Raw genomic sequence first — 22,326 nt, forward strand, 5'->3', positions numbered from 1 at the left:
AAAGCACTTAATAAGGGCTGTTACAAGACTGGACCTTATTTGAAAGACTTTCGACAGTATTCAAATAAATGATTCTATATTTTTAATTTTTGAAAAATTGGAAATATAGAATTATAAAAGATTATTTCGTCCTGTTAACCAGATTAGGAGATCTTGGCTTAGCGAGGCGACCTTTCCAGTTGATGCATCAAACTGACAATCAAGGATTCATTTTGATCAGCATTAATCTGCCGCAATGAAATCTTTTTTCCATATGCGTTCCAAAGGCGCTCGAATTTAACGGCGGTAAGCGCATAGCCATATTTTGCGTAAAGCCTTCTAGCCGTTTTTCTTAAACTTCCTTTGGCAGCTGGAATAAATTCCTGGTCAAGAAAATTTTTCAAGACCATTTCACGGAACTCCTCTGGCAGGATAGCAATTTTCACTTCTCTTTGCGTGGAGACGAAATCAACAATTTTAATCTTTTCTCCAAGCCCGAAATATTGCTTGGCGTCTGTGAGATAATCGGAAATATAAGGCTGATATATCATCGTATAAAGTCCTAAATGGAAATAATTGAAATCAGGTGAATGATAAGTGATGGTTTTTGTAGGCTTCAAGTCACGTTCAGGCTGGCTGTCCTTTGGATCATACAGATTATAGTAGCCAGCAAAAAAGGAAATAGGAAGCTCTAACTCAATTAATAACCTGGATTTTATATCTTCTGGTGTTTGCTTCTCTGGATCGATATCAATGACATTTAATAAGTAGGTTCTGAGTTTTTCAAGTATGATTTCAGAGCGTTTATCATCGAAATGAAAAAGACCGAATCTCCATAGATTCAAAAAACAGTAGGCAGCAATTAAATTTTTGTGATAAGAATCAGAAAAAGTCCGTATTTCAACGCCACTGGGATGGTTGGGCTTTAATTCTTGGTTATCCGGTATTGTGGCTTGCTGGAATTGGGCGAAAATGGATTCTAATAGTCCGAATTTTTCTTCGCACCGGGGACAAAAGACAAAGTCTCGGGCAAAGCCGTCTGTTTGATTCTGTACCGCTTCAAATACCTTTTGCTCCCCGCCAAAGATTTCCTCTGACTTTTTTTGATCCACCTTCCTTCCGATAAAAGGCTTCGAGCTCAATGATCCCTCACCGACCGAAATATCTCAATAGGTTTCAGCATCTCGAAATTTTGCTCTACCAGGTTGGTTTATAGCTGGTTTCATCATAGAATTCGCAAGCAAATGAGTGTTGCTTTTCTCTGGTTTATTCTTTCTGCAGAATAAACATAGTTTTGGGTTGACAGCTTCACTTGTGCTCATAGAAGACTTTTTTTTAACGTAAGCTAAAAAGCGAACCAGATTAGAGTTATACTTACGAAAAATGTTCGACGTACCAAGGCCCTTTGGGCGGTTGTTTTTGGGATCTGGCGTATAGCCTATAAGCAGGCAGAATGCAAAGGCTCTTGATAAATTTGTTAGGTCTTCTACAATGTATTTACAGAATTTGGGAAATGCCAAAAAAAGGCAGATGAAATAATGCTGGATTTGGCCATTGCTATCAATACCAATCTACCTAACTTGCTTTTACACGAAAAGTACCTATTAACATCTATGATTGAGCTTTACATTTATGATCAAAAAGTGCAAAGCCTTTTTTTTCTGTTGGGACAGGCTGAAAACGACATTTCTTATAGTGTTGCATACGCATTCAGTCAGAGCACTTCATTTCTAACCTTATTTTTAAAGGAAATTGGGATTACTGCGGCGATCCAGGAAGATCAAATTAGAATTAGGCTCCAGCAATACGAGCACAACCAAGGTTATACTGATTTTGAAATTATCCAGCCGGAAGATTTTCATATCATTGTCGAAGCCAAGCGAGGTTGGGTATTTCCATCCGATGCACAAATCGATCGATATTACTCAAGTCTTTCCTACCGTCATTCAAAGGCAGCACAGAAACAATTAGTTATTTTTAATGAAAGTACTGTAGCATTCACAGCATCAAATTTTAATATGACGGCCCGATGCGACCTCGGGTGATACCCTGGAAAAGACTGCAGGTTTTGTCAATGCAGTGCCAGGGGAAAGGGGGGGGTAATTCAAAATTATATTTTAAAGGAGCTATCCAATTATCTGGAAACCATCAGCACCATGCAGAAAATTGACAGTAATAAAGTCGATGTAGTTTCTTTGGGAAGCGGTATGGTTCCTGAGTCATCGCTAACTTGGCAGGACATTGTCAATAAGCAAATGAAATATTTCCATCCTGTCAGTGGTAGAGGGGGCTGGCCTAAAGAGCCTCCTAATTATATTGCCTTTCGGTATAACGGCAAACTTCAGGGTATTCATCACATTGAGCGTTACGAGGTATTTACTAATCCAAATTTATACATTACTGAGATTGCTGAACAGGTTTGGCCAGCACATTTTATGTATTTTTTAGGCGAGCGGATTCTTCCTCCTCATGAGGTTAAAACAGGGAGTGAAATTATTAAAAGTCTCAGAGTATGGGCCGCACTTGATTTACTGTTAACATCGAAAACCATTGGTGAGGGCCGTGAAAAACAAAGATCAGAGAAAAACAGGTCATGTAACTTAAAAAATATCTTGGCTGCTTTTTTACAGACTAAGGTGCTTTATATTGTCCACCACTAAAGCGGTTTGCATCTCAACAGTAGTAAAATGGATGTTGGTGCGGCTTTCTTCATAAGAGCTTAAACAGCGACTACTGCCTTTCAAAGGGGTATTAAATTCAATTATAATCATATATAGAGGCTGAAAAAACTGATACAAGTATCTTTTTGATCATTCAGTCCTAAGACTATCATAATAATATTGACGCTGTTTTGAGACTTGCTGAGCAAATGCAGAAAGAAGGAAAGTGAGCACCCGACGTAATCTAAAATTAGCTAAGTAAGTTACCGTTAACTAAGTTCTTCTCAAATTTTAGCCAACTAATAAGTATGTTAATGGAATAAATCCTTTCTATACTAAAATTCTACTCTCGAATGCTTGATACTGCGATTTTTGAAAATTATGATAATGAGACCTACGTCCAATTCTGTGGTCCTGCACAATTAGAAAAAGACTTGAATATTCTGCGTGGCTTTATTTCCGGTATCCGTTTAGATGATGACATTAATAAGCGAGAAGCCGAGTCCCTATTAAAATGGATCGAATCCGTTCGACACTGTCGGGAAAAATATCCATATAAAATTTTAGTCGAAAAAATTACAAAAGTTCTCGCGGATGGCGTTGTCACAGAGGATGAATCTCAGGATTTACTTTGGTTATGTGACCAGTACTTGAACATTGAAAATCCTTATTACAATTTAATTACTTCAACCATACAACAGTTAACGGGTCTTATAAGCGGAATTATTGCTGATAGAACTATCAATGCGAAGGAAATCTATGAGCTAAATATTTGGCTACAAGAAAATTTGTTTCTAGCAGGCACCTGGCCGTTTGATGATTTATTGGCTTCTGTAAGAAAAATAAGCATGGAGGGCTTTATTACACCTAAATTGCACGAGGATCTGCTAAAATTCTGTGATAGCATTAATGTGATTTCTGAAAACAGCGAGACCAACGGTAAAAAATTAGTCGCTGCCATATCGGAAGAGAAAGTACAAGTTCTGATTCAGGAATCCAGCTTTTGCATAACAGGAGCATCTAAACTCTATACAAGAAGGCAAATTGCGGAAATTGTTGAACTGCACGGCGGAATTATACAAGATAGCGTGTCCGGTAAACTTAATTATTTAGTTGTATGTGATGATAAAAATGCTTGCTGGGCATTCGCTAGTTATGGACGTAAAGTTGAAAAGGCGATTCAATTAAAAGCAAAAGGCAACGGTCCGATGGTGATCTATGAAGAAGATTTGTTCGATTCACTGATGTCACTAGGATTTTCACACTAGAATGCTCCTGCAAACGGTTTTCTGCTGGTAATAATTTCAGAATGTTGGCCAGTTTACCCGAGGCAATAAATTTCAAATTGCAAATGCTTACAACTTTTTTCAATGGCTTTCTTTCTAACTATTATGGCGCTTCTTGTTATTTTGACTCCAGTCTTCTCGATTGTGGTTAATCGCTACAATGCTAAAAGAAAATTCGCTTCGAAAAACGGATCTTTTTCAAATGCTACTATTTCCAAATCGCTTCAGATATCATTGGATAAGAAAGTTCAAAAAACGGTAAAGGAACAAAGTAAAATGGATAATGAAAGTGCTTCGATGCTAACGAGAATTAAGTCCACAAAAACACTGGGCGAGACAGAGATTGCGTCTAGTAATTTCAATGCATTACTTGAGGGTCTGGAAACTTCAAAAAGCTCATCTGTGGTAAAGGATAGCAGTTGGGCAAAACCTAGTTATAAAAATTGGATTGAATCGTTCGATTCCTTTAACGAGCCGAAGACTTATAGCGAAAGTTTAAGTAATTTAGAAAGAAGTGATAAGGCGGAGACTTCTAATGGCAACGAATCTGAAAATGTACCGCAACACCCTACCGAGCGTAAAATGGCACTGCTGGGCGCTATTACAAATGAAGAAAGGGAGCACATCGACGATTCGGTAATAGAGGTAACGAATCAGTCATTTGATTTAAGAAACATCGTTGATGAAGCTGTAGCGGTGCCGGAGTGGCCTCACCAATATATATATTCCTATAAGGCGATTCAGACGGCTAACCCAGAGCAGCTTCGATTCTACGAAAAGTTTAAAAATTATTTCTTAGAAGGAAGATATCTTGATGTCAAGGGAAATTATAATTACGCCTTTATCCTTTTATTTGACCTTATTGGAGCGTACAATACACATAAAAGCCTGGAACTTCTATCTAAGCAGCTAACTGCCCTGGGAAATCATTATCCAAAGACGGACTCGTACGCAACAACGTTTTTTCAGCGAATAAAAACCAGAGAAAGAGAAGGTGCCGTAGCAGAAGTCCGGACACAGCCTGTTGCAAACCCATTACGGTATTTTCCTCCATCTGAACCGCAGGAATATTGGAAGTTAGGCTCCAAATATAAAAACAAGCTCAGTCTTACGAAAGGACAGGAAAGTCTTTTGAATCAGCTATGGAGCAGCAGCAACAGTTTCTCGAACATCGAGTACTGCAACCTGGAGATTATCAAGCTTTATCTTCTGACCCATGCAACTTTAGACAAGCAGTTTGAAGCAGAGGAGTCGTCGCTTTCTGATCAGCTAGCGGGTATTGCAGATCTTGTTGCCAGAAAACAGCACCGCTACAGGAAGGGTAGTGCAAATTATAATGAGTGTATCCAAACGGTGCTTCCCCAGATCAATAACTATCTTTTTAAACTTTGTGAGAATCAGGTAAGGGAAGTTTTTGGTCACAAACGAAAGCTAAGTGCCGATGTTAATTTTACAAGCTCACCAGTCGTTGTCAAAGCGTTTGAAACGCTAGTTCTGGAAAGAGTTGAAGTAATTACACCAGAATTAAGAAATTCAATTCAAAACCCGGATGAAAAAACAGAAATTGAACTTAACGGTTTAAATCCGGGAAGATGGAAAGCTGATTTTGAACAGTATAAGAACACATTTGCGTCTAAACCTGAAAAGTTCTTCGAGGCGCTGTTGGTACTTGGCAACAAAAACCGGAAAAATACGGCTGTGGAAAATTTGTTTTACGAAGGGTTTAAGTTGATGGCTGGTTATCATAAGGAAATTGCTTTGAAGCTTTATATCCTTTACGTGAGCCATGGCCTTAAGGCTGCTGGTTTTGTAAATAAAAAGATATCAAAAGGTATTCAGCATCAGCTGTTTAATTCACAGCAGCTGAAAGACTTCGAGGAAGTTGTCCAACGTTTATTGACGGATAAGGATGCGGGTAGGGCTATCCAGTCGGTGTCTGACATTTTCATTATGAAGAGGAAAATTGTTAAGCTGGATCGGGACCTAATAAAAGAGGTCATACAAAAACATGCGGACACAGTAGAAGTACTCGACAAAGTGTTAAATGAGGAAGGGGAAGATCCGGTTACTATTTTAACAGCCGATGCAAGGGAACCAGAGGCTTTACACAAATCGCTAACCGAAGAAATTGCCCCAACGAATACCCCTTTTTTAGACCGCCTGAATTTTAATCCAGTGCAGTCGGAAGTTTTACTCCTTTTTGACAAAAATAATTTGACTTTACTCCAAAAGGACTTAGAAGCTTATTGTATAAGTCAAGGCCTCTTTAAAAATCAGCTCATTGAAAGCATCAATGATAGCTGTTTTGAGCTTCTTGATGATGTTTTTATCGAGCAGGATGAAACGGCTTACACCATTGACCCAAGTTATTACAATAAAATATTGACCCTATGATTGACAATGTTAAACCTAAGGAAGCAACAGCGATAATCAACTCTTTAATCGGAGGTGTGGTTCCCAAAATCGGAGTGCAACACATTACGGTAGGGCGATCAGAAGAAATTCAGGCTTTCATTTCCTCTCTTGAAGATGTAAAAAATGGGCACAGTATGGTCAAATTCTGGATCGGAGATTTTGGTTCCGGAAAATCGTTCATGCTTCATCTTTTGAACACAGTTGCCTTAAAACAAAAATTTGTTGTAACCAATACCGATTTCACACCGGATAATCGTCTGTATTCCAATGATGGAAAGGCAGTCGCTTTATATTCTGCGATTATGGATAATATTGCTATCCAAACCAAATCTGAGGGCGGGGCATTGCCAACGCTACTGGAAAAGTGGATCGAGCAAGTCATCATAAAAACGGCGAATGATCATCATATCCCGCTCACTGACATTCGGGATGAAAAACATCTGGTTTTGATTCAAAATAACATCATGACCATTATCAATGAAATCACCGAGGTGGGCGGATTCGATTTTGGAACTGTTATCAATAAATATTATGAAGGTTATATCAGAAGTGATGAGCAGCTTCGGCGAAATGCTTTAAAATGGCTTAAAGGGGAATACCGTACCAAAACGGAGGCTCGTCAGGATCTTGGCGTCAGGGAAGTGATTAATGATCTGAATTACTACGATATGCTCAAGAATTTCTGCAAGCTGTTTGTCAGTATGGGATACAGTGGTTTTATGATTAATTTGGATGAAGCTATTAACTTATACAAGATTTCAACCTCTACGATCCGGGAAAAAAATTATGAAAAAATCCTTACGATATATAATGATTGTTTTCAGGGAAAGGTTGCCAATCTGTTTATAAATTTTGCAGGTACTAAGGAAGTGCTAGAAAATGAACGAAGAGGCTTGTTTAGTTATCATGCCTTGAAATCTAGGTTAGAAACAAATAAATTCGAAACCGCTGAAATTCGGGATTTTGCTCAGCCAGTCATCCGCCTTTTACCACTGAATCAGAATGAGATTTTTGTTTTGCTGATCAAATTGAAAGCTATTTTCGATTTTAACTATAAAACAGATATTGCGGTCGACCAGGAGGATATTCGTAAATTCATGGAGGAGATGTTCAATAAGCCGGGAGCATCCGAGTTTTTGACACCACGGGAAGTAATCCGCGATTTTCTAAACATTTTGAACATACTTCGTCAAAATCCGGAGCTGGACAAACTGCGTTTGTTTGGAGATGTACAGATTAGCGACGAAAGGCAAAATGAAATTTCACTGGATTTTATTGAAGAACTATAATGTCCTATGATCTTCTTTCTGAACCCATCAGAAAATATGTACGGGATCAACGGTGGGAACAACTCCGGCCAATCCAAACAGCAGCAATAACAGCAATCCTTTCTACCAAAAATAATTACATACTGGCTTCCAGAACGGCTTCTGGTAAAACCGAGGCCGCATTTCTTCCTATTCTGTCTCAGGTAGACTTTAACCAGCCAGGTGTTCAGGTATTGTATATTTCGCCACTAATTGCGCTGATTAACGATCAGTTTGGCAGAGTAGAGGATTTATGTAAAAATCTACAGGTTGATGTTACCAAGTGGCATGGAGAAGCAAACAGGGCACTTAAGGAAAGACTCCTTAAACGACCATCAGGTATCGTTCTGATTACGCCAGAATCGATAGAAGCGATGTTTGTGAACAAGCCCTATCACGTTAGCCAACTATTTTCTAACCTGCAATTTGTCGTTATTGACGAGATACATTCTTTTCTGGGAACAGACAGGGGCATTCAATTAAAGTCGCTTCTTTCAAGGCTACAGCATGTGAATTGTTCATCTTTTAGAACCATTGGATTGTCAGCTACGATTGGAGATTACCAGGAAGCGAAGAAATTTACAGGAAATGAAAATGGAACAAAGGTATTACTGGATCGGACCGCTAAATCTGTGAAGGCTTCATTTAAATACTTTGAAGCATCAGGAAGTGATTTGCCTTTGGATCTTTTTAAAGATTTGTACCTTCAAACAAAGGATAGTAATGCCCTAATTTTTCCAAATAGCAGGGGGCTGGCTGAGGAAATAGCAGTAAAGCTCAAAAAGATATCAGACCGGGTCAAAGGACATCCAAACTACTTTTCACATCACTCATCTGTGGATAAGGAAGTGCGGGAGTATGTCGAATATTTTGCCAAGAATAATAAGCGCGAGCATTTTAGTATCAGCTGTACTTCCACCCTTGAATTGGGCATTGACATTGGTGCTGTCGATCAGGTCGTGCAGATTGATTCTACATTTAGTGTTTCCTCGTTAATTCAGAGAGTTGGACGTAGCGGAAGAAAGGAGGGAGCAGAGAGCATATTACAGTTTTATACCACCTCTCCCTGGGAATTGCTCAGGTCACTGGCTTGTTGGGTGTTGTATCAGGAAGGATTTATTGAACCACCGGCCGCCAATGACAAACCTTATGACTTGTTACTACATCAGGCTTTATCCATTACAAAAGGTCATTCAGGAATTTCTATTGCGGATCTAAGTAGCGAATTGAAAAGGAATTTTGCTTTCGAATCCATTGAACAAACCGAGATCACCGAACTTTTAGGGCACCTTATAAAAATTGATTTACTAGAAAAGATACGTGATGAAGTTATTGTCGGTGTCACCGGTGAAGAAATTGTAAACGATAGGGATTTTTATAGTGTATTCCAGAAAGAGGAAAACTTCAAAGTTGTCAACGGTGCTAATCGTATCGGTGAAATTCCCTTTTCTCCCCAGATTAATGTGGACCAGAATTTACTTCTCGCAGCAAGGATCTGGAAAATTCGCACTATTGACGAGAAAGCTAAAAAGATAGAAGTAATTCCAGCCAGTGATGGCAAAAAACCTGTTTTTTTTGGTGGTGGCGGAGCGACTCATCCAAGGATATGGGAAAAAATGTTGGAAATACTAATATCAAAAGAAGACTTTGAGGTACTAAGTAAAGTATGCAGAGAGGAGCTTAGACAATTAAGACAAGAATTTGAAATCTTTGATCTAACAGATTATCAAGTGGACAGACCCTTGATTAGATATCCTATGCATTTCCAGTTTTTTTCATTTACCGGCACTAAAATAAATAATACGATAAAATTACTAATGGATATGGCAGCAATAAATTGCCAATTTTCAAATCTGGATTCATCTTTTGAAATTGAAAATTCAAAAGGCGCAGTAACCCAGTTTGCAGAATTGACAAAACATATTGCACAAATAGATAATTATCTTCTGCAACTCCTCGAAGATAATCCATCGTTGATGGAGGCCTATAAGTGGGGTAAATATCTTCCAGTTAAATATCAGGTAGCATTAATTAAAAACACACGATACGATGTTGACCAAACGAAACGATTGTTATCCAATATCAAGATTATCACTTCAAGGCTTTAATATAAATTTAACTTCTACCTTTCAAAATTAATGGAATATATTGTATACCTAGCGGTTGTAATCATAGGCGCTTTGATAGGAGGCTTATTGTCAAGGATAATTTTCAATGTTAAGGCACAAAGGGAAAAAGATTTCGCGAAAGATCAATTCAATGAACTCGATAAGGCTTATCTTGAATTAAAAACTATCTCAACGATTCAAGGGGAGTCTGACGAAAGAATAATAATTGAAAAAATCAATGAAATTGAATATCTGCGAGAGACTGTTAAGGCTCAAAGTCTAAAACAGAAAATTGTCGACGATGAGCTGTCCGTGTCTAACGCCATTCTGCTATCAACTAAGCAAACTCTCGCTGATAAATTAGTTGATTTTTCAGACATGAAGAAGGAGTCTAGTAGCCTGACATCAGAATTGAACCATATCAACCAAAAGCTGGCAACCGCAATGGCGGAAAATATAGCCTTAGTAGAAAAATTAGCCACGCAGAAAGATGAGATTGCCAGGTTAGGTGAGAAGTTCAATCTTGAATTTCAAAACATTGCTAACAAGATCTTCGAATCGAAATCTGAAAAATTCACCGAGCTAAATAGGGCAAATCTTAGTCTTATATTGGAGCCCTTAGGAAAAAACATTGCAGAGTTTAAGAATAAAGTGGAGGAGGTCTATATTAACGAGTCTAAAGAAAGATTTTCATTAGGAATTGAGGTCTCAAAACTTGCGGAATTAAATAAAGTGATAAGTGACGAGGCCAGAAATCTTACCAAAGCCTTAAAGGGAGAATCAAAAACACAAGGTCGTTGGGGTGAGATGATACTTGAAAGTATTCTCGAGAAGTCTGGTCTTGTGAAGGGGCGTGAATACTTCATGGAGCACGAACTTATTGATTCGGAAGGTGTTGCGCTTAGATCAAGTGAAGAAGGTAAGAAAATGAGACCAGATGCAGTAATAAAATATCCGGACAATAGAAATGTCATAATTGATTCCAAAGTTTCACTGAATGCGTTCACTCGTCTAGTTGGTTCAATAGATATTGACGAACAGAAATCCGAGCTCAGCGCCCATATTGGTGCAATTAAAAGCCATGTGCTATCTCTTAGCGCAAAAGGTTACGACGATTATGACAAATCTTTGGATTTTGTGATGTTGTTTATCCCAAGTGAGCCAGCCTACATTGCAGCGTTACAAGGTGATGCCGATCTTTGGAACTTTGCGTATGACAGACGGATTTTACTTTTAAGCCCTACGAATCTAATCACTTCTTTGAAACTTATAGCCGATTTATGGAAACGTGAATATCAAAATCAAAATGCGCTTGAAATTGCAGACCGTGGGGCAAAATTATACGACAAGTTTGTTGGTTTTATCAGTAATTTAGAAGACGTGGGAGATCATTTAAATAAGGCGCAAAGCAAGTATGGTGAAGCTTTTAAGCAGTTGTCTACCGGAAATGACAACCTAGTGATTCAGGCGACTAAGCTAAAAAGCTTGGGCTTGAAAACCAAGAAAGATATTCCAGTCACAGTGTTAAATGCAAGTTTATAAAATTCTGCAATGTCATCTAGTTATTTTTGAATCGCTGGCATAAAGGTAAATTTAAAAGGTTATTTGAATACGATTTTAAGCTATTGGATGAGAATGATATTAATTTCGAATTGAGAAATGTTTTTGACTGCTTGCATTGGATAAGCAAAAATAGATTAAGATTTAAAATTATCCCTCCCAAAATCACGTGGTTCTTAAATATAGAGATTTCAACAAATGGGCTCACGAATACTATCTGAATAGGTTCAAGAAAAACACTAAAGGTAATTTATGTATTGACGCAAACGATATTGATGATTTTCTTAGGTCGTACGAAAATAGCTCGTCTTCGACTATCTTTCATTTCAGGGAAATAAACAGTGATAATTGGAGTTCATTATTGAGACAAGATACTCATAACAAAATTCCACTATACTTTGGACTGATTGCACTACAGTGTTATGCGGCCAGTAAAATGGAGAATTCTGAGGCCATCAATGCCAAAGACTACCAAAATCAACTCCTACCTCTTGTAGGACTTAATACAGTTTCAAATCTTCAGCAACGATTTTCTGAAGAAATTAGAATCGGACTTTCTGTTCAGGAGGATATATGGATGAGGTCGTCAGGATATCTGAGAACAAAAGGCATATCCATTACGCTTCCTGAAAACAAAAAATATAAAGGCAGATATACTCAATTTCCGCTTAGCCAAGTAATTCTTAATGCAGAAGACTTAAAAGAGTATATTGATATTTTCAGAAAAATAGAAATGGGTGAATCACCAATTTCCAAAGATTGCTTTTTGGAAGACTTTAGGCCATTGGCTAATAATTCGTTATTTACCAGAATTAATAATAAGAAATTGAACTGGCAAGAAGTCGATGACTTAGCTGAGCTTCAAATCTTCAATTTCTTCTGTGGTAACTGGAAAAATATTAACTATCCCGAAAAAGATAAAATTGGTAAGGCTGCTTTTGGTCAGAAAGACGACACAAGTGAAGTTGATCTACTGTTGATAAAAAACGGCAATACTTATGAATTTTATCTCAATAAAAAAATCGTCCTCCCCAATTCTAATCTTTTCAAGTTACCGTTTAGAGACAAAACAACTTTAAGAAATAATATCCTGATTTTTAAAGAAATAGATGGATATGAAAACGAATTTGAACTTACCAAAGATTCTCAACTAGGTGAGAAGCTAATTTTTGTGCTTAATCGTGGTTACAACCGCCAAATTGAACAATTTCTACTTTCAAACTATTCACCTATATCCCTATGTAGCGAACTAGTACTGTTCGAGGTGCAATTTTATGATTCAGCGAACATCCCAGAAGCTCTACGTCACTTTGTCAGACAGCCTTACCCAATTAAACTCAGGGGATTCAAAGTTTCCAGGCGATTTGAGTACTTTGAGGGCTTTGGTCCTCACATAGAACCTATTGACCTACAAATAATATACTCTGTATATCACGAAGGAACAAAACAAGAATATGAACGGGATAAAGTAAAGATTGGCGAGTACAAGGTTCGCATACCGGGTTTTACAGACTTGAAATTCAGAGTAATTTCCAAAACGAAACTGCTTGATAAAATTGAACCACGTAATGCAGGCTGGAATGTTATTCGAATGGTCCCATTCGTTCAAGATCATCACTTGCAGGGCGCGAGATTAATTGCACCATCTCAAAAATCCCAGTTACCCCTTATGCGCGCTTGGCTAGGGACTTGTCGAGGACAAATTGTAAAAGAAACTGACAACCAATTACTTAAAATATTAAACGTGGTGAAGAATGGACATTGATTTAATTTATGGTGTGGTAGAAAGAATTGCTGATAATAAACTTGGCGGGCGAATTAGGGTAAAATCTTTCAGAGATAATGACAATAGTGGTAAAGGTTTAATATTTGATGAATTCAATATTCAAGAAGAATTTCCAACAAGTGGATTTGTTTACAATCCACGGCTAAATGCAACCGGCGAATTTTCGATTGGCGACCTCGTAGAGATAAACGTTAAGGAGCTCATTGAAGTCCCAGAGAAGGACCTCATTGTTCACCATTCCAAAATTTCCAGGTATGGAGCAAAGCTACTAGATTTCGAGTCAGCGGTTTTTCTGGAGAATGGAAAATCCATAAACTTAAATGAAATAGAATATAGAATAAGTGGAACCCGTCAAAATATTTTAGATTCGACAGTTTTCTACATTAAGGACAAAGATTATGCCTACGGGCCACTGAGGTTTGTCGGTGGCAAAGTTGAGCCAAGATCAGGAAAGGAAATTTCTAAATTCAGTTTGGATAGTCTGTCAATTATCAAGAGTGACGACTTGATGTATTTGTTTCTGCACCCTCCCAAAAATGAAAGTTTGGGAGATGTAGATTGTATGGATAGAAGGCAAATATTGGACTGGCTGAAAGGGAAGATAAGGGATTTTGGGGAGCTAGGTTCTCAAATCAACCAAATTATCAGAGTTGTCGATAAAATAGAAGTTGATAACGAATTGGATAAAATAAGGTTCAATCGCGTGAGAAAGTTCATTAGCGGCTTGGAGTTTAATTTTCAGGAGGTTAAAAATTTGAGCAGTTTAACGGATGAGTGGAGAAATGTTTTTAATGAAACGTTCGAAAAGTATTCAACTGAGTTCGAGAAGGAGATCAGAAATTCAATTGAGCTAAGATTAATTGATTATGAGAAGTTAAAACAAAACGAAATTGATAGTGAAAAATCTTATCAGGAAAACGAATTAAGAGATCTTCAAAAAAATAGAAGGACCCTTGTTGAGATAATTGAAAAGGATCAGCGTATTATAAAAAAATATAATGATGACCTATTTTTGATAAAAAGCCAATTAGCTGAGATTGAAATAGCAAAGTATGACTTATTAGAAGAAATAAATTATATATCAGAACAAAAACAGAGATTAATCTCTGACATAAAAATACATTGCCAAATTTTAGAGGTTGCCGATAGGAAAAAAGTAGAGACCCATGCCATTTCTACATATGAGGAGCAAATATATGTGTCTGCAGAGCAAGAGTACTTTGAAGATTACAATCAAATGTTGACCCTCACAAGACAATCCAATATTGGAAATGGAGACATGTTCAGAAGTACATTTCATCTATTGTTATCTCACAAGTATCTGATAGTGAAAAATGAGATGCTTGTAATATTTTTTGCCAAGCTCTTCGGAAATTCCAAAGTTGTTATCCAACAGGTTGAGCCAGATTGGATTAAATTCCAAAGTTTGTTTGAAAATGGTCTGGCTTATACATGGGAGTCTGCTACTAAGCATCCGAATCAATTCCATTTTCTCATTTTACAGGACATTAATCTGGCCAGCATTGAGTGTTATGCCAAACCCCTATTGGATGTAATTAGCGGTATCCGTCAAAGCATTCCAGGTTTTACTAACCCCATTCCTCCGAATCTTTACATCATATGTACCCCACTAAAAGTAGGGCAAAAGGGAGAATTTGGACTTAAGCTATTTAAAGACACATTTGACGGTTGGGCAGTTTTGCAGGATTTTCCGATAAAACCATTTAACGTCGGCCGCTTTTTTCCTATCCAAATTTTGGCTATTGAATCTGTCCAAGATATGCTGGACGACTTGGGTTTTCCAGAGGACATCAGCCTTGCACAGGACTTCTTTGAGGAATATAATGACTAGATCAACAGAGTTTTTATACGAATACTTCGTTCATAATAATGAGAAAGATGGTATTTCCTTTAATCGTATCAAAAGAGTGCTTGAAGGAATTGAACCCCAAACAGACGAAAATAAATTCTTAAAATATATACCACTATATAATCTACTCAAGTATGGATTAATCGAATTGGTGGGAAAACATACATATGGATTGAGCCCATCAATTCTTATTAAGGGCCGAGATTGTAACCTTGGTATCAATTTTCCCAAAATCACTGATGAATCTGTTATTGAAAGTCTTCTTGGATTAAAGGTAATATACAATTCTATGGCTTATTTGGAGAATGATATAGCTCAACCTTTCGAATTCAGAAATGTTGTACGCGCCATTCCTGATATTAGAAGTATTATTGGTAACTCATTTAAGGAATGGGCAGAAGGCCCCGAAGATTGCGAATCTATCGAATGCTACACAGCTACTGGATGGAGAAATTCTAAGATTGAAGGCGGGACTCTGTTCAAGGTTCGCATAGGGTCGAACCAATTCCTGTTCAAATACATAGTAAAATTGAGTGGAGCAAAATATTTTCAATTTGAAGCACCTGAATTCGAAAAATTTAATCTCGCAGTAATGTTGCATTCAATAAATGGATTTTCACACATAAAAGGTTTAGAGTACAATTCTAATAGTCAAATTTTGAAGACAACTGCATATGGTTTTCCAATAATTTTAGAGAGACTTCTCTTTATCAATCACATACTAGAAACCGGTAAAATATCCCTATCGCGAGAATACCATTTATCAAGGCTGGATTTTAAATGTCTTAATAAAATATTTCATCATAAGATCAATAAAATATGAGCAATGCCTTCCAAATATGGAGAGAAATTAAGGAGCTATATACCAAATATATTGACACCGGGATACCTTTAAAACGAAAGGAACTGGAAGATGAGCGACGTAAGCTCTTCGATGAACCAAACGCCATTGCAAAGCTTCCCATCATAGAATTGACTCCAAAATACCAACAGTACGGCACAATCAGTTCAGCTTGCAAGGAATTAGACCTGGATAGTAGATTTGCCGAATTTGTACAGGTGGGATTGTTTGGTGCTGACAAAGATGAGGAAAGAAAAATTTACATTCACCAATTTGAGTCTATTAAGGCTGCGTTAGTTGAGCGCAAACATCTTATCGTGACTACAGGGACGGGTTCTGGGAAAACAGAATGTTTCTTGTTACCACTGACATACGATATTTTAAAAGAAAAACTAAAAAAAGAGAAATCTACCCTCGCAGTGAGGGGTTTAATTCTTTACCCTTTGAACGCTCTTGCCGAAGATCAAATGCGAAGGCTGAGAAGTGGGTTAGATAGTGAAGCTGTGAATGATTGGCTCGCAGAGAATACATTTGGGAAGACAATTACCTTTGGACGATATACAGGAAATACGCCAGTTACCGGCTCAAGAAGTAACAGTAAGGGTAAAAAGAGCGACCTGAAAAAAATAAAGTCCGAGCTGGAAGAGGAATGGGAACAGGCAAAAAAACAGGCTGAGGAGAACAAGAATGATGACTATTTGTATGATATCACAAATACAGACCGTAATACTGAGCTATGGGATCGTTGGAGTATGCAGGAAACTCCACCAGATATTCTCATTACGAATTACAGTATGTTGAATATCATGCTACTTCGAAAAAGTGAGCAAAGTATTTTTGAACAAACAAAAGCTTGGCTCGAAGAAGATGAGGAAAATGTTTTTCATCTTGTTATAGACGAGTTGCATTCATACAGGGGAACGAGCGGAAGTGAGGTTGCTTATTTGATCCGTTTGCTACTCAGACGACTGGGGTTAAGGCCCGATTCAAAGCAAGTCCAATTTTTATGTTCCAGTGCATCAATGCAAAAAACGACGAGAGCGGATAAGTTTATTTCTGGCTTTTTTGGTATTGCATCTGAGAATTTCGCAATAATTGGAGACACTAAGGTTGTGCCTACCCTAAGGAGTACTGAATTACTAAACCCCTTAGATTTTCTCAATCTGGATCAAATGTCAGAAACTGAAATTACCGAAACATTTGAAAAGTACAAATTATTAGATCGGCTAAAACAGTCAATTGATAAGCCAAAAAGCTCAGAGGAAATTGTAATAGATCTTTTTGAAGAACCAGAATCGAAACTGGCGCTAGATGCATTAGAATCTATTCTGGGTGCGTTGGGCAGATTAAACGATAGTAAAGGTGGAAATAGGCAGCCACAAAGAGTACATCTGTTTTTTCGAAATATTCAAGGAATATGGGCTTGTACCAATTCAAATTGTACAGAGACGGATGTTCGTTTTCATTTTGATGGGCGAAGTATTGGTAAGCTTTATCGTAGACCTCAAAATAGATGTGCTTGTGGAAGTGTGGTACTGGAATTGCTTACCTGTAGAACTTGCGGAGATGTTTATTTTGGTGGCTGGACGAATCATTCTGAAGGAGCGCGAAAGGTAAAATTGGAAAAGAGTCTTTCAGCGGAGGATCAATCTTACCAGGTATTTTATCTTGACGAGGCCGAATTCGGAACGGAGGACGAGGCATTAAAAAAAATCTGGAAACCAGCGAAATTTGACCATAAAACTGGTCTCTATCAAAAAACTAATCTTGGAGAATTTAAGATTTTTGACAGACCGCAGGATTACTCTTCATTGTTTCCAAACATTTGCCTCACGTGTGATTCTGGCGTTGAAGAAAAAAATGTGACCGAAAATACATTCACGCCGATAGTTAATCATTTTACAGGTGTGCAGAAAGTGAATCAACTTATGGCAGACGCGTTGATGGGACTTTTGTCGGTGGATAACCCCAAGAACGCAAAACTGGTATTGTTTTCAGATAGTAGACAAGCCGCGGCAAAATTAGCTGCTGGAATAGAAATTGATCATTATCGCGATGTGTTAAGAGCGCTTCTAAAGAGTACCGTCCATGAGGGAAACATTGGTCGGGAGTTACTACTGAAACAGTTAAACGGAATTACCCTCTCACGTGAAGAAAGAAAAGTCATTAGAGAAAATACGTATTTGACAAAAATTTATAATCGAATTGAAGATTACTTATATGATGGTGAATTAAACGAATTGAATTCTATAAAGGCAGTTCTGGATGAAAGCAATGGCCTGCCATTTGAAGATGTTTATCAGAAACTATTCAACAGATTACTAAACGCAGGCATAAATCCTGGCGGACCATTTGATTCCATTAGCAAAACTTTACTAAACAAGCCTTGGTTTAAAGATTATTACGATAAAAATGTCCCGATGCAATCTGATGATTACGACAAAGATCTAAAAAGGAATATTACTTCCAATTTACGACGAGAGGTTTTAAGCAGCCTATTCGCTGGCAATCGCCGATCATTTGAATCCTTGGCAATTGGGAGGGTAACGCCCCCTAGACAGATGAAGGATTTACACGGATTAGATTTAGAATTTGTAAGCAACTCGATAAAAATTTTAGGGGAGAATCGGAGAATCTCAAAATTTGGAGCTCCATCTGATTCTATGCCAAAAAAGTGGTGGGTTTATGCGCGGAAGGTTTTAAATTTTAAAGGTAATAAGCATTCATGTAAAGAAAACCTTTTCCGAGTTTTAAAGGAAAATCAGCTAATAGAAGCAGGAAGAATGTCTCTGTCCGGTAGTAACTTAAGTTTTATACTTGCAAAAGATGAAGACTTGGCATATATCTGTGTAAAATGTGACAATATTCATTTAGTAAATTACCGGGACATCTGTACAAGCTGTTTCAATAAAGGATTGAGGCAAGTATTAGTAATGGACGCTTGGGAGATTCTTAGAAGTAATTATTATCTGCATATTGCCAATTCACTAGAAGGAAATTTTAGAAGGTTGCATTGTGAGGAATTAACTGGCCAGACTGATAAGGCCGATCTAAGAAAGAGACAGCGATTATTTCAAGGCCGGGTATTTGATACTGAAACACAACTGGTTGAGGAAATTGATTTACTAAGTGTTACTACCACAATGGAGGCCGGGGTGGACATTGGATCATTATCGGCAGTAATGATGGGTAACGTGCCTCCCCAACGTTTTAACTACCAACAAAGAGTTGGACGGGCTGGAAGACGCGGAAATCCGATGTCCATTGCCTTGACCGTCGCCAGAGCAAACAGCCACGATCAAACACATTACAATCAATCATACCGCATGGTTTCGGCCATCCCTCCCGATCCTTACGTCGAGATGGAAAGAGAGGAGATATTACTGCGTTTAATTAATAAAGAAATTCTTTACCAGGCTTTTAAGGATAAAGATTTTGCCAGTGAAAGTGTACATGGAAGCTTTGGGAAATCATTTGAGTGGGACCAGAACCAGGCCACATTAGTTAGCTACATCAGAGATCATCAGGATGAAGTAATCCAAATCATCGGGGATATGATGTTTGGAACAGATGTAAATGGCTCAAAAGAACAAATTTTTCAAAAAAGCATAAAAAGTAGTTTATATGAGAAAATAGCGGCAATAGCAAATGACAATGAAAAATATACACAACTTGACTTAAGTGAACGCTTAGCCAGTGCAGGTATTCTGCCGATGTTTGGATTTCCGACACAGTCAAGAAATTTATACCAAAGCGAGCCTCAAAAGCTACCTGCCACAGATATTGTTTCCAGAGACTTAGATTTAGCAATTTCCATGTTTTCTCCTGGAAGCGAAGTTATTAAAGACAAAGTTATCTTGAAGCCCGTTGGTGTGGTACATTATAAACAAGTTGGAGGAGCAGTGGATGAAGTAGATGGAAGGGGAGTTTTGAAAGGAGGCATTTTTAAATGTACTGGTTGCAACACAGTTTATTTATCAAATACCAACAGCGAATGTCGCATTTGCAAAAGCTCTTTGGAATCTTTCAACGCCATGTCCCCTTTAGGCTTTTGCGTAGATTATGATACTACTCCTGATGATTTTGACGGCAGGTTTGAATGGAACTCAAGCGCCGGAGAAGTGAAACTTGATCCGGATTCAAACTTAGAACCTAGTCCAACAGCTAAAAACTTAATTATTAAGTCAAACCAACTTCCAGAAAGTGGCCGTGTACACCAAATCAACGACAACAAAGGCAAATTGTTCAAATTTGGCAAACAAGGAAAAACAAATCGATGGGTTGTAAAAGAAGCGCTAAGAAAAAATGGTGTTCCAACTCAAAATTACAGTTTGGTTCGTAGTGAAGAGGATTATGTTTTGATATCATCAAAACATACTGGTGTAATAACGTTATCAATTGAAAATTTCAATAGTCATCACTATGAATTTACAACCTTCGATTTACACCAACCTGCAGTCTTTTTATCCTGGGCATATCTCATCAGAAAATCAATTTGCGATGTCCTTGATATAGAGACTAATGAGTTTGATGTTGGATATCGGGTATCTCCTGAAAATTTAAAACACGAAATCTACATCGTCGAACGAGCGCAAAATGGAGCAGGATATTGTAACTATCTGAATGGTATTTCAGATCCCGAAGTTCCAAATGAAACCTTTATTAAGCCTTTACTAAAAGGAGGTAAAATTTATGAACTTCTCTACAACAAAGATCATAGTAATTGTAGAGGAGCCTGTTATGACTGTTTAAAAGATTATTATAATCAGGACAAACATGCGTTTCTAAACTGGCGATTAGCATTAGACCTTGCCGAGTTAAGCTCAAATCCAGACGCAAGCCTGCATTTCGCGCAGGAGTATTGGATAGATTATTTTGAAGATTATGTATATAAACTCGTGGAAAATAAATGGGGTGGTATTCAAGTAAAGGTAAAAGAATTTCATATTGTCAAAGGTACCGACGGAACTTTTTTAATTACCCACCCTTTTTGGTCACAAGCACATATTCAGGAAATTTTCGCACAGTTAAAGGAGCATAATGTAACAGTGGAAAAAGGAATCGTTGAGATACTGAGTTAATAATCTAATCAAGTAAAACCGTTTTTAAATCGATACCGAAATTCTTCAATAGGCAATATCATATTTCCCTCAATAATTGCTACTTATGACTTGAATATAAAGGGAGCTTGGATTGGAAATCGAAAAAAATTCACTTCAATAACGATTTAGGTTTTGTCAAAACTTGTTTTTTTGTAACTTTATAGTAACTAGAATTGCTATATAAGAATTAGGATAAATCTAACAGGATAGTTTGTGAAAATGCACATGTAGTTTTCTGAAATGTCAAATGAAAATCAGTGCGTAAATCGTGTAGTTTTGAAATATAGGTATTTGTAATCAATTGATATACAGTAGTGTATTGATTAAGTTCGAGTCCCGTCCAGACCGCCAGAAACAATAAAAGCCTTTAGATCGAAAGATTTAAAGGCTTTTTTATTTGCATCATGCCTGTGATCGTAGCGGTTTCGCCGATACGATTCGAGTCCCGCCGGACGGCCGTACCCCCCAGACCGCCTGATACAACAAAAGCCTTTTGATCGAAAGATTTAAAGGCTTTTTTATTTGCATCGTTTGTCGCGCATGGGATCGCGGCGGTTCGCCGATGGGATTCGAGTCCCGCCGGAAAAAGAGAATGCTGTCGGAAAGGAGCTGTTTTCTTATGAGAATTATCCCATGGGTAAAATAGCGGGTGTAATGAAAAATTATGATTTCAGGGGTCCCAAGGTAAAGTCGGATATATTCATGTTGAAGGTACACGACGGAAAAGAACTAAAAGATATGATGTCGTCCATGCAGGTGGTTTTAAAGCACTGGATAACAAACAGGAAAAAATAGCCCAGCTTGAAAAAGTATATAATGATTAGGCGAAACTTATTGCAACATTACATTCATGGTATAGTCCAAAGTGGTGCTTGTGGAATGGAAGGCTTTAAACTGCATTTCTGTTTTATTGTCGCTGATCGCGCCTTCGCCTCTCCAGGTACCCGTATATCCTTGCACGGAATAATTTGCGGAAACTTTGTTTTTATCCTGAGTCCAGGTGCCGGTAATTTTTTGTGGCAGTCCATTAAGATTTAGATTTCCTTCCAGATTACCTCCTGCAATAAATATCAAAGTATATTGGGAAGTACTACTTCCACGGGTGTGGTTACCCTTCCACGTGGTTGCGCTGATATTAAAATCGAAAGTCGGTTCATTTTCTTTACAGCCACTACAAACGATGAGCAGAAGCAAGGCAGGAATTAGGACCCATTTTGACATAACAATTAATTTAAAGTGTTCATATATGCTGCAATATATTTTGATACGTAATTTTATTTCCGACAGAGTGGATGAGATCCCTTTATGAATTATTGAAATGACATGATCAGTTATTAAACGGTTTCTGAAATTTCGCGGCGGACTTTCCAGTTGCGAAAATCATCAATCAATATTTTCGTTTGTCGTTCGGA

At 37.8% G+C, this 22,326-nt stretch carries 14 protein-coding genes; 12 read left to right on the plus strand and 2 right to left on the minus strand.

Features of this window, described 5'->3' with window-relative positions:
• Positions 1 to 158 precede the first annotated feature (158 nt).
• A complete protein-coding gene (locus E0F88_RS16455) occupies positions 159 to 1,091 on the minus strand; it encodes a hypothetical protein (protein ID WP_131959361.1) in 933 nt (310 codons plus the stop codon).
• A gap of 501 nt (positions 1,092 to 1,592) precedes the next feature.
• Here E0F88_RS16455 and E0F88_RS16460 point away from each other — a divergent pair.
• From E0F88_RS16460 to E0F88_RS16515, 12 genes are all read left to right on the plus strand, one after another.
• A complete protein-coding gene (locus E0F88_RS16460) occupies positions 1,593 to 2,024 on the plus strand; it encodes a hypothetical protein (RefSeq protein ID WP_131959362.1) in 432 nt (143 codons plus the stop codon).
• Between the two features lie 111 nt (positions 2,025 to 2,135).
• Positions 2,136 to 2,639, plus strand: coding sequence for a hypothetical protein (locus tag E0F88_RS16465; protein WP_131959363.1), 504 nt, complete (start codon positions 2,136 to 2,138; stop codon positions 2,637 to 2,639).
• Positions 2,640 to 2,992: 353 nt separating this feature from the next.
• Complete coding sequence (locus E0F88_RS16470) at positions 2,993 to 3,907, plus strand: BRCT domain-containing protein (RefSeq protein WP_131959364.1); 915 nt, start codon at positions 2,993 to 2,995, stop codon at positions 3,905 to 3,907.
• A gap of 102 nt (positions 3,908 to 4,009) precedes the next feature.
• Positions 4,010 to 6,319 (plus strand): tellurite resistance TerB C-terminal domain-containing protein, encoded by a 2,310-nt coding sequence (locus E0F88_RS16475; RefSeq protein ID WP_131959365.1) that lies wholly within the window; start codon positions 4,010 to 4,012, stop codon positions 6,317 to 6,319.
• The gene (locus E0F88_RS16480) at positions 6,316 to 7,629 is read left to right on the plus strand and encodes an ATP-binding protein (protein WP_131959366.1); all 1,314 of its coding nucleotides are present in this window, start codon (positions 6,316 to 6,318) and stop codon (positions 7,627 to 7,629) included. Before E0F88_RS16475 ends, E0F88_RS16480 begins: the two co-directional genes overlap by 4 nt.
• On the plus strand, positions 7,629 to 9,755 hold the full coding sequence (locus E0F88_RS16485; RefSeq protein WP_131959367.1) for a DEAD/DEAH box helicase: 2,127 nt from the start codon (positions 7,629 to 7,631) through the stop codon (positions 9,753 to 9,755). Before E0F88_RS16480 ends, E0F88_RS16485 begins: the two co-directional genes overlap by 1 nt.
• A 30-nt stretch (positions 9,756 to 9,785) precedes the next feature.
• The gene (locus tag E0F88_RS16490; RefSeq protein ID WP_131959368.1) at positions 9,786 to 11,297 is read left to right on the plus strand and encodes a DNA recombination protein RmuC; all 1,512 of its coding nucleotides are present in this window, start codon (positions 9,786 to 9,788) and stop codon (positions 11,295 to 11,297) included.
• Between the two features lie 454 nt (positions 11,298 to 11,751).
• Complete coding sequence (locus E0F88_RS16495) at positions 11,752 to 13,080, plus strand: hypothetical protein (protein ID WP_131959369.1); 1,329 nt, start codon at positions 11,752 to 11,754, stop codon at positions 13,078 to 13,080.
• On the plus strand, positions 13,070 to 14,953 hold the full coding sequence (locus tag E0F88_RS16500; protein ID WP_131959370.1) for a coiled-coil domain-containing protein: 1,884 nt from the start codon (positions 13,070 to 13,072) through the stop codon (positions 14,951 to 14,953). The genes E0F88_RS16495 and E0F88_RS16500 overlap by 11 nt, the downstream gene beginning before the upstream one ends.
• Positions 14,946 to 15,794: a hypothetical protein gene (locus E0F88_RS16505; protein WP_131959371.1), complete on the plus strand. Its 849-nt coding sequence runs from the start codon at positions 14,946 to 14,948 to the stop codon at positions 15,792 to 15,794. Before E0F88_RS16500 ends, E0F88_RS16505 begins: the two co-directional genes overlap by 8 nt.
• Positions 15,791 to 20,893, plus strand: coding sequence for a DEAD/DEAH box helicase (locus tag E0F88_RS16510; RefSeq protein ID WP_131959372.1), 5,103 nt, complete (start codon positions 15,791 to 15,793; stop codon positions 20,891 to 20,893). Before E0F88_RS16505 ends, E0F88_RS16510 begins: the two co-directional genes overlap by 4 nt.
• Positions 20,894 to 21,436: 543 nt before the next feature.
• Positions 21,437 to 21,709, plus strand: coding sequence for a hypothetical protein (locus E0F88_RS16515; RefSeq protein ID WP_131959373.1), 273 nt, complete (start codon positions 21,437 to 21,439; stop codon positions 21,707 to 21,709).
• 36 nt (positions 21,710 to 21,745) lie between these two features.
• On the opposite strand, the gene E0F88_RS16520 is transcribed toward E0F88_RS16515, so the two are convergent.
• Positions 21,746 to 22,135 (minus strand): hypothetical protein, encoded by a 390-nt coding sequence (locus E0F88_RS16520; protein WP_131959374.1) that lies wholly within the window; start codon positions 22,133 to 22,135, stop codon positions 21,746 to 21,748.
• Between the last annotated feature and the right edge of the window lie 191 nt (positions 22,136 to 22,326).

The sequence above is a fragment of the Dyadobacter psychrotolerans genome, from assembly GCF_004349265.1.
Lineage (GTDB): Bacteria > Bacteroidota > Bacteroidia > Cytophagales > Spirosomataceae > Dyadobacter > Dyadobacter psychrotolerans.